The following is an 8,719-nucleotide window of genomic DNA, read 5'->3' as shown; positions in this document are numbered from 1 at the left end:
GCAAGGGTACGTCTACGCATGCTCGTTCCCATCTCGGGTGGGGGATCACACGACGGCCGTCGAAGCGCTTCGATTCGGAGCGCTGGGGATTCCACACCGGCGCCCGCCGATGCGCCGGGTCCGCCGGCTCAGCCAGGGCGAACACGACCGGCTGGTGTGGACGGCGATGCACGACGCCGCCGAGCTGCGCCGGCCCGCACCGCCGACCACCACCGAGCTGGACAACCTGATCAGCTGGCTGCAGGAGCGGGCACCGCACGGCGACGGCCGGTGCACCCTGCTGGCCTACGCGGACGCCACCAGCTTCAGCTCACAGCCGGGCGAGCACCCGCCGGCCGACCGGCCCGGCGAGGAGCGGTTCGCGGCGTTCCGCCGGCTCACCGAGCTGGTCCGGGCGCTGCGCCGGGCAGAGTCCGACCCGAGGTACGGGCGGTGGCTGTTCCTGCGCGTCGAGACCAGCGCCACCGGCGTCCAGGTGGAGCGCCGCTACGACTCCTGGCCCCCGTGGTGGCACGACGACGGCGTCTCCGGCCCGTGGCGCACCAACCTCCAGGAGGAGATGGACGGCCGCGGCGATGCCTGGCGCCCGGCGTGGGTGTCGCTGCTCGACCCGGAGATCGCCTTCCGCCCGCTGTGACGGTCAGCGGGCGTTGCCGCCGTCGCGGCGGTCAGCGGACGTTGCCGCCCGTCGCGACGGTCAGCGGGCCTTGCCGGCCCGGAGCAGGTCGAGGGACTTGGCGAGCCGGCGGGCCCGGGTCTCGGCGGTCTTCGCGGAGGTGAGCTGCTCGGCGTGCCAGCGCTGGTTGCTGAACGACATCCGGTCCCAGAAGGCTTGAGCCTCCGGCTCGGCCGCGAGCGCCGCCGCCAGGTCCTCCGGCACCTCGACGCTGCGGGGAGCGTCGTCCAGGGCGATCTCGAGGTCGTACACCTGGCCGCCCTCGAGCCCGCCGGCCGTGCGCCGCTCGGCGCTGACCCCGAGCCAGTACTCCCCGCCCATGCGCGCGATCGACGACCGGAACTCGAAGCCGTTCACCCGCACGACCACCTTGGGCCGCCCACCGCCACCGAGCTCGGCCACGAACTCATCGGCGATCCGAAACCCGGTGGTGTTCCCCCCGGTCTTCTGCAACTCCGCCCGAAGCTCCATGCCCGCGACGATAGCCAACCAGAGGGACGCAGGCGGGTCAGACCGCCACGATCAGCGCGATCGGCGCACGCGGGCTCAGGCGGGACGGGCCTCGAAGTGCCGGCGTTCGAGGAAGGTGAGCTGAGCCCGCTTGTGGCCCAGATCGATCTGGTCGCCGAGCGTGTAGCCCTCGCGCCGCAAGCGGGTGATCATGCGCTCGTTGCGCACGTCCGGCTCGGCCACGATGCGCTGGTGGGCCGGGTCGGCGAAGAGGTGGCGCATCAGGACCGGGAAGACGGCGCTGGTCAGGTGGGGCAGGTCGCGGCCGGAGGCGTCGAGCAGCAGGTGCATGCCGAAGTCGCCGGGGCGCACGTCGTAGCACTCGCCCACCGGGTCCTGGGAGGGCTCGTAGGTCTGGAAGACGCCGATCGGGCCGTCGTCGAGCAGCAGCAGATACGCGTGGTGCGCCTCCAGGCCGTCGACGAAGGTGTAGATCTCGCGGACCTGCTCGACGGTGTGGTCGGCCATGCCCCAGAACCGGTTGCGCGGCTTGACCACCCACTCGTGCACGACCGCCGCGTGCTCCGCCGGGTCGAGCGGGATCATGGTCAGCTCGCCGAGACCGGCCAGCTTCTCGGAGAGAACGATCATCGATAACTCCAGACGGTTCCAGTCGGTGACCAGCGGGACCAGTGATCCGGACGCCCAGAGCGGCAGCTGGTCCAGGAAGTGCGGCGAGTCCGGCGAGTCCGAGGCGCCGAACGGTACGACCCACCGGCTGCGCTGCCGGTCGGTGAGGTCCCAGACGTACCGGGCGACCGGGCCGCGCAGGCACAGGTCGCTGACGCCGGTGACGCTGGAGGTGTTGAGCACGCAGTCGCGGGACCCGGAGAGCCGTACCCGCGGCAGGTCGGCGTCCAGGCCGGGCAGCAGCACCGGGTGGAGCAGGTGCCGGTCGCCCCACGGCCCGGACTCGACCGCGTCCGGCGAGGCCAGCGATGCCGGGTCGAGCCCGAGCCCGGCCAGCACCCCGTCGAGGGCGTGGCCGATGCGCCCGCGCGGGTCGGTCCAGGGCGCGAAGATCGGGTCGTACCCGGGTTCCTCGAAGAGCGGGCTCAGCGCCGGCAACGTCCACAGCGCGCGTGCCACGGCCGAGCGCCAGGCCTCGTGCCGGCCGGCCGCGACGGAGTCCGCCGGCATCGACGTGTCCGTGTGGATCGCCTCGGGGGCGGCGCCGGCGTCGAGCAGTTCCCGGATGCGGCGGGCCCGGGCCGGTGGGGCGAAGTCGATGCCGTGCGGCTCGGTGTCGGCCCGGCGGTCGTTGGCGTTGACCGCGCTGGCGACGTCGAAGCGGGCCATCGGCGCCCAGCCGGGTTGCCAGGCGTGGCGCGATTCCCAGGCCGGGACCGGCACCCAGCGGTTGCGGTCGTCGCGGACCGGCACCCGGCCGGCGGTCAGCTGCACGACCCGGCCGGTGGTGTCGGCGACCAGGACGCTGTTCACCGGCTCGACCCAGCGGGACAGGGCGTCCGCGACGTCGTCCACCGTGGACGAGCGGAGCAGCGGCAGCAGCGCGTCAAAACCCAGATCAAAATCGGTCCGAGCCGGGGTACGCAGGCTCAGGTTGCGGTCGATGACCGGACCACGCGGCGTCTCCACGATGTCGACCACGACCGGGTCGTCATCACGTACCGAAATGGTCTCCTGATGCGTGACGACCGGCTCCCAGCCGGCCGGACCGCGGGCCTCGGTCCCGCGGATCTCCTCGAGGTAGAGGTCCTGGTAATCGGCCATCGCGTTGGTGACCGCCCAGGCCACCGTGCCGGCGTGGCCGAAGTGCTGCACGCCGGGCACGCCGGGGAAGGTGAGGCCGGCCACGTCGAACTCCGGGCAGGCCAGGCGCACCTGCTGGTAGACGCCGGGCAGTTCGAGCAGCCGGTGCGGGTCGCCGGCGATCTCGCCGGGCACGGCCCAGGCGTTGCTGCCGGAGCCGTGCGGTCCCTCGATCGCGAACCAGTCGAGCGCGTCCGGGCCGAGCGTGCGCTCGACGTGGGCGCGCCACATCTTGTTGGGGAACGTCCCGAACAGGATGTGTTGCACCAGGAAGACGCCGAGCGCGGACCACGGCTCCCAGTCGACGCCGCCGGCTCGCACCCCCTCGGCGTAGGCGTCCAGGAACTGCTTGGTCGAGTCCTCGGCATTCGCATAGCAGCGCCGGGCGGTGTCGTCGAGGCGCGCCCGCCGGGCGAACCGGTCCCATCCCACCTCGGCGCGCCCGGCCACCGACGCGAGCCGGCCCTGGGAGCGCAGCCGTTCGACGGTGATCTGCCGACCCCGATCGGAAGCGGTCACCCGCCCCTGCAGGTAGGCCAGGTCGAGGACCGAGCCGGCCCGCAGGTGCGGAATCCCGTGGTCGTCGCGGAAAACCTTCATGCCGTCACCTCCGCTTCGCTCCGGCGCCGGCATGAATTCGCAACTGAGCTGGATGATTCGCTCGCAAGCTCGCTCATGCGGCGATCGGGTTCTCCAGTTCACCGGCGAAGATCAGCGAACTCGCCTGGTCGGTGAGGTCGACCATCTGCAGCGTGTTGCGCAGCTGGAGCCGGTTGAGGCAGCTGTGCTTGAAGGTGGGCCGCAGCAGGTCCAGCCGGCCGGTCAGTGAGGGGTGATCCTTGGCGTGCTCGCGGACGCAGTCGCCCACCAGCGACCAGAACTCGGTGGAGGCGAGCATCCCGTCGGCGTCCAGGATCCCGGCGAGGTGCCGCAGGAACCCGTCGAAGACGTCGGTGAAGATCGCCAGTTCCTTGATCTCGTCGGTGACGTCGATCCGGATCCGCTCCACCTCGGGCGGCAGCGGCTGGTCGTTCATCACCGCCACCTCCTCGCCGATGTCCTTCATGAACACCCGGCGCGGCACGTGGTTCTCCAGCACGAGGATCAGGTTCTCGCCGTGCGGCATGAATGCCAGGTCGTGCTTGAGCAGGCAGTGCACGACCGGCCGCAGGTAGGCGCGCAGGTAGCTCGCGACCCATTCGGCCGGGCTGACGCCCGACTGCCGGATCAGCGCGGAGACCAGGGCGTTTCCGTCGCGGTCGCGGTGCAGCAGGCTGGCCATGGTGGCCAGCCGCTCGCCTTCGGCGAGCTTCGGCAGCGGGCTCTCGCGCCAGAGGGCGGCGAGCATTTTCGTGTACGCCGAAGGCGTCCCGGTCCGGTGATAGGCGTCTCCGACGTACCCGGCCGACGCCAGCTCCCGCAGCACGCCGAAGCCGCAGGCGCGCAGTTCCTCGTCGTTCTCGACGACGGACGCGACCCACTCGTTGATCGGCGGCGTGGCCTGCATGTACTTCGGCGACAGCCCGCGCAGGAAGCCCATGTTCTGCACCGCGATCGCGGTCTTCACGTAGTGCCGCTCGGGCCGGTCCAGGTTGAAGAACGTGCGGATCGACTGCTGCGCCCGGTAACGATCGGGGCCCTCGTCGAGCGGGACGATCGCCCGGCGGGCCACGTCCGGGGCGAACGTGACGGTGACCTTGTGTTCCCACTGCCACGGGTGCACCGGCAGGTAGCGGTAGTCGTCCGGGTTCAGGCCGTGGCCCTTCAGCTGCTGTTCGAACCGGTCGAGCAGATCACCGAGCTCGGCCCGGTAGTGCTCCCGCTCGTCGCCCGCGGTGACGAAGATGCTCGCGTCCCGGCGCACCGCGAGCCAGCGCAGCCGGACCGGGCTGCCCGCCTCAGGCGCATACGCCGAGTGGTCGCGCAGACCGAAACCGATCCGGCCGTTGTTGGCCACGAAGCCGGGGTGCCCCTCGGTCATCGCTGCCTCGATGGTCTGGAAGTCGGCGTGCACCAGCTCGTCGGCGGTCTCCCGCCGGTGGGTGTACTTCCAGGCGGTGCCGGCCAGCGTCGCGGAGATCTCCTCGAGGTACGTGCCGAGCAGCTTCTCCGGGATGCCGAGGGTGTCCCGGAGCCCCGCGATGAAGTCGAGCGCGTCCAGCGGCCCGTCGAGCGAGTCCGGGTCGACGACCCAGTGCTCCAGCTCGTACCGCTTCGCGGTGAAGGTGTTCGCGCCGAACCGGTAACGGTCGCCCTCGGCCACCGGCGTGATCAGCCGCTCGTGGCTGAACTCGGCGATCGCTTTCGCGATCAGCCGGCGATGGGCGTACTCGATCGCTTCCGGCCGCAGGTGCGGGACGCTCATCTCGTACGCGGTACGCGTGCAGAAGCTCAGCCGGGCCACCTTGTCGTGCAGCTGAACGTGGCGTTCCTCGACGAACCCGACCTCGGCGTTCTTCCGCTCGATCGCCTCGTTGCGCACGTCCGGCTCGACCACCACACGCGTCACCCGGGGGTCGGCGAAGCAGAAGTCCATCACCGCGCGCATCACCGCCGAGGTGACCCCGGAGCGCTTGCGGGTCGGCGGCGAGACCAGCACGTGCATGCCGATGTCGCCGGGCCGCACGTCGTAGTGCTGCGCCAGCTCGCTGTGCGCCGGGTCGTAGGTCTCGGCCAGGAAGAGCGGGCTGCCGTCGTCGTCCAGCCCGAGCCATGCGTGGTGGTGCGGGTTGTCGGCGATGCCCTGATACTCCTCGCGCACCCGGTCGACGGATGCGCCCTGCATGCCCCAGAAGTGCGAGCGCGGGTGGGTCACCCACGCGTGCAGGCGGTCCAGGTCGCGATCAAGATCCAGGGGTACGAGTCTCACGATGTCACCAGCTGTCGGGGGATGTCGGCGGTGGGTGCGCCGAACTGTTGGAAGGCGATGGACTCCTCGATCTTGTAGATCTCCCGGCCGGTGATGCCCTTGAGGATCACCGAGTTGCGGTAGGCGCCCATGCCCAGGTCGGGGTCGGTGACGCTGTGCGTGTGCTCGGCGGCGTTCTGGACGAAGACGTCACCGGCCTTGCCGACGACGTAGTCGACCGTGACGTCGAACCGGCCACGGGCGTCCCAGTTGATCCGGTCCCGCACCGGGTCCAGGAAGGACGGCACCCGGGGTGCGTACCCGGTGGCCAGGACCAGGCCCTGGGTGCCGGCGGTGAAGGACCGGCCCTGCTCGGCGTGGTGCAGGGCCAGCGTGTAACGCTGCTCCGCCTCGTCCCAGATCACGCCCTCCAGCTCGGTGCCGGTGAGCAGGGTGGTCGCGACCGGCCCGGCCAGGCTCTTGGTGTAGAGGGTGTCGTAGATCGCGTCGACCAGGTCGCCGCTGATCCCCTTGTAGAGGTTGCGCTGCTCACGGCCGAGCCGGTCGCGCACCTCCATCGGCAGAGCCTGGTGGTACCGGATGTACTCCGGCGAGGTCATCTCCAGGGTCAGCTTGGTGTACTCCATCGGGAAGTACCGCGGCGACCGGGTGATCCAGCTCAGGTGGTAGCCGTGGGTCTCGATGTCGTTCAGCAGGTCCAGGTAGATCTCGGCGGCGCTCTGCCCACTGCCGATCACGGTGATCGACTCCAGCGACTGGAGGCGCTCCTTGTTCGGCAGGTAGTCGGCGCTGTGCACGTACGGTCCCTGGTCGACGACGGCCGGGACGCGCGGCGCCGTGCCGATGCCGAGGACCAGCTTGCGCGCCCGGTAGGTCTCCCCCGCGGTGTGCACGAGGTAGGCCTCGCCGTCGTGCGTGACGGTCTCGACCCGGGTGTTCCACCGGATCGACGGCAGCTGCCCGGCCACCCACTTGCAGTACGCGTTGTACTCGGCGCGCAGCGGATAGAAGCTCTCCCGGATGTAGAACGGGTAGAGCCGGCCCACCTGCTTGAGGTAGTTGAGGAAGGAGAAGCGGCTGGTCGGATCGGCCATGGTGACCAGGTCGGCCATGAACGGGACCTGGATCGTCACCCCGTCGATCATCAGGCCGGGGTGCCAGTCGAACTCGGCCCGCTGCTCCAGGAAGACGCCGTCGACGTCGGGCAGGTCCGCGGTCAGCGCCGCCAGGCCCAGGTTGAACGGCCCGACGCCGATCGCGACGAAGTCGTAGGTGTGCATCAGGCCATCACCGCCGTCGCCGTGTGCTCAGCCACCATGTCCCGGCCGATCTCCCGGATCAGGTCCAGGACGTCCTTCAGGTTGTCCATCGTGGTGTTCGGGTTGAGCAGGGTGAACTTGAGCCAGTAGTGCCCGCCGATGGTGGTGCCGGCGACGATCGCCTGCCCGCCGTAGAAGAGCCGCTGCCGCAGCTTCGGCATCAGCGCGTCGCACTCGGCCACGGACAGGTTCTCCGGCCGGAAGCGGAACAGCACCGTGCTCAGGGTCGGTGGCGCCGCCGCCTCGAAGTCCGGCTCGTCGACGATGAACTCGTACGCCTGCTGGGCCCGGTCGACCACCGCGTCGAACATCTCGCCGATCTGCTCGGAGCCCAGCGTGCGCAGCGTCATCCAGAGCTTGAGCGCGTCGAAGCGGCGGGTGGTCTGCAGGCTCTTGTCCACCTGGTTCGGCACGGTCGCCGTGCGCGGGTTCAGGTAGTCGGCGTGCACCGCGATCCGGCGCATCGTCTCGCCGCGGCGAACCACGATCGCGCTGCAGCTGACCGGCTGGAAGAAGCTCTTGTGGAAGTCGACGGTGACCGAGTCGGCCCGTTCGATGCCGTCGAGCAGGTGCCGCCGGCGGGGCGAGACGAGCAGGCCGCAGCCGTACGCGGCGTCCACGTGCAGCCAGATGCCCCGGCTCTCGCAGACGGTGGCGATCTCGGCGACCGGGTCGATCCGGCCCAGGTCGGTGGTTCCGGCGGTGGCGACCACGGCCATCGGGATGCCGCCGTCACGGCGTACGTCGTCGATCGCGGTGGCGAGCGCGGCCGGGTCCATCCGGCCGGTGCCGTCGGTGGTGACACCGACCACCGCGTCGGCCGCCAGGCCGAGGATGCCGGCCGACTTGCTGACGCTGAAGTGGCTCTCGGTGGTGGCGAAGATCCGCAGCCGCGGGATCGCGGTGTCCCGTTCGAGGCCGGCCAGGGTCTCCTCCCGGGCCAGCAGGAGGCCCTGCAGGTTGGACTGGGTGCCGCCGCTGGTGAAGATGCCGTCCGCGTCCGGTCCGAACCCGATCCGGCCCGCGGTCCAGTCGATCAGCCGGCGCTCGATGAGGGTGCCGGTGGCGCTCTGGTCCCAGGTGTCGACCGAGGAGTTCACCGCGGCGATCAGCACCTCCGCGCTGAGTGCCGGGATGGCGACCGGGCAGTTCAGATGAGCCACGTAGGTCGGCTCGTGGAACCAGACGGCGTTGTCCAGGTAGAGGCGGGCGGCCTCGTGCAAAGCGGCGCCGGTGTCACCGAGCGGGCGGTCCAGGTCGACGGCGTCGACCTGCGCCTGAAGCTCGGCGACGGTAGCGCCGGAGTACGGCTGCCGCACTGCCTTCACCCGGTCCGCGAGAAGCGCGGACGCGTGCCACACGGCGGACGTGTAACCGTCCAGCGTGGACCCGGAGAACAGGTGCGGGGACGCGAACCCCTCCAACGTGGCCTCCACTAATAAGGTAACCCTTACCTAACTGAGGGGAGGCTAACCTGGCGCGATCAAGATCGAAACTGGGGGTACCGCACATCGATTCGCCCCGGCGCCGTCCGCACCGGCCGCCACCAGCGAATCGACCCACTTCGGAATG

At 70.5% G+C, this 8,719-nt stretch carries 6 protein-coding genes and 1 pseudogene; 1 reads left to right on the top strand and 6 read right to left on the bottom strand.

Annotated features, from left to right (window positions below):
• The first annotated feature begins 109 nt into the window (after nt 1–109).
• On the top strand, nt 110–637 hold the full coding sequence (locus AB0F81_RS38520; RefSeq protein ID WP_360205988.1) for a hypothetical protein: 528 nt from the start codon (nt 110–112) through the stop codon (nt 635–637).
• A gap of 60 nt (nt 638–697) precedes the next feature.
• Here AB0F81_RS38520 and AB0F81_RS38515 read toward each other — a convergent pair whose 3' ends face one another.
• The 6 genes and pseudogenes from AB0F81_RS38515 to AB0F81_RS38490 form a co-directional block, all read right to left on the bottom strand.
• Complete coding sequence (locus AB0F81_RS38515) at nt 698–1,147, bottom strand: YdeI/OmpD-associated family protein (RefSeq protein ID WP_360205986.1); 450 nt, start codon at nt 1,145–1,147, stop codon at nt 698–700.
• Between the two features lie 75 nt (nt 1,148–1,222).
• Entirely contained in the window at nt 1,223–1,774 is a 552-nt protein-coding gene (locus AB0F81_RS38510; protein ID WP_360205992.1) for a GNAT family N-acetyltransferase, read from the bottom strand.
• Between the two features lie 15 nt (nt 1,775–1,789).
• Nucleotides 1,790–3,559 (bottom strand): annotated as a pseudogene (locus AB0F81_RS38505) (penicillin acylase family protein); the annotation flags it as partial.
• A gap of 73 nt (nt 3,560–3,632) precedes the next feature.
• Nucleotides 3,633–5,828, bottom strand: coding sequence for a GNAT family N-acetyltransferase (locus AB0F81_RS38500; protein ID WP_360205983.1), 2,196 nt, complete (start codon nt 5,826–5,828; stop codon nt 3,633–3,635).
• A complete protein-coding gene (locus AB0F81_RS38495) occupies nt 5,825–7,108 on the bottom strand; it encodes a SidA/IucD/PvdA family monooxygenase (RefSeq protein WP_360205981.1) in 1,284 nt (427 codons plus the stop codon). The genes AB0F81_RS38500 and AB0F81_RS38495 overlap by 4 nt, the downstream gene beginning before the upstream one ends.
• Complete coding sequence (locus AB0F81_RS38490; protein WP_360205978.1) at nt 7,108–8,571, bottom strand: aspartate aminotransferase family protein; 1,464 nt, start codon at nt 8,569–8,571, stop codon at nt 7,108–7,110. Before AB0F81_RS38490 ends, AB0F81_RS38495 begins: the two co-directional genes overlap by 1 nt.
• Nucleotides 8,572–8,719: the final 148 nt, after the last annotated feature.

The organism is Actinoplanes sp. NPDC024001 (assembly GCF_040638955.1).
In the GTDB taxonomy this organism is placed as follows: domain Bacteria; phylum Actinomycetota; class Actinomycetes; order Mycobacteriales; family Micromonosporaceae; genus Actinoplanes.
Note: the sequence above shows the minus strand (reverse complement) of the source record. Positions and strands in the feature narration are given on the sequence as shown.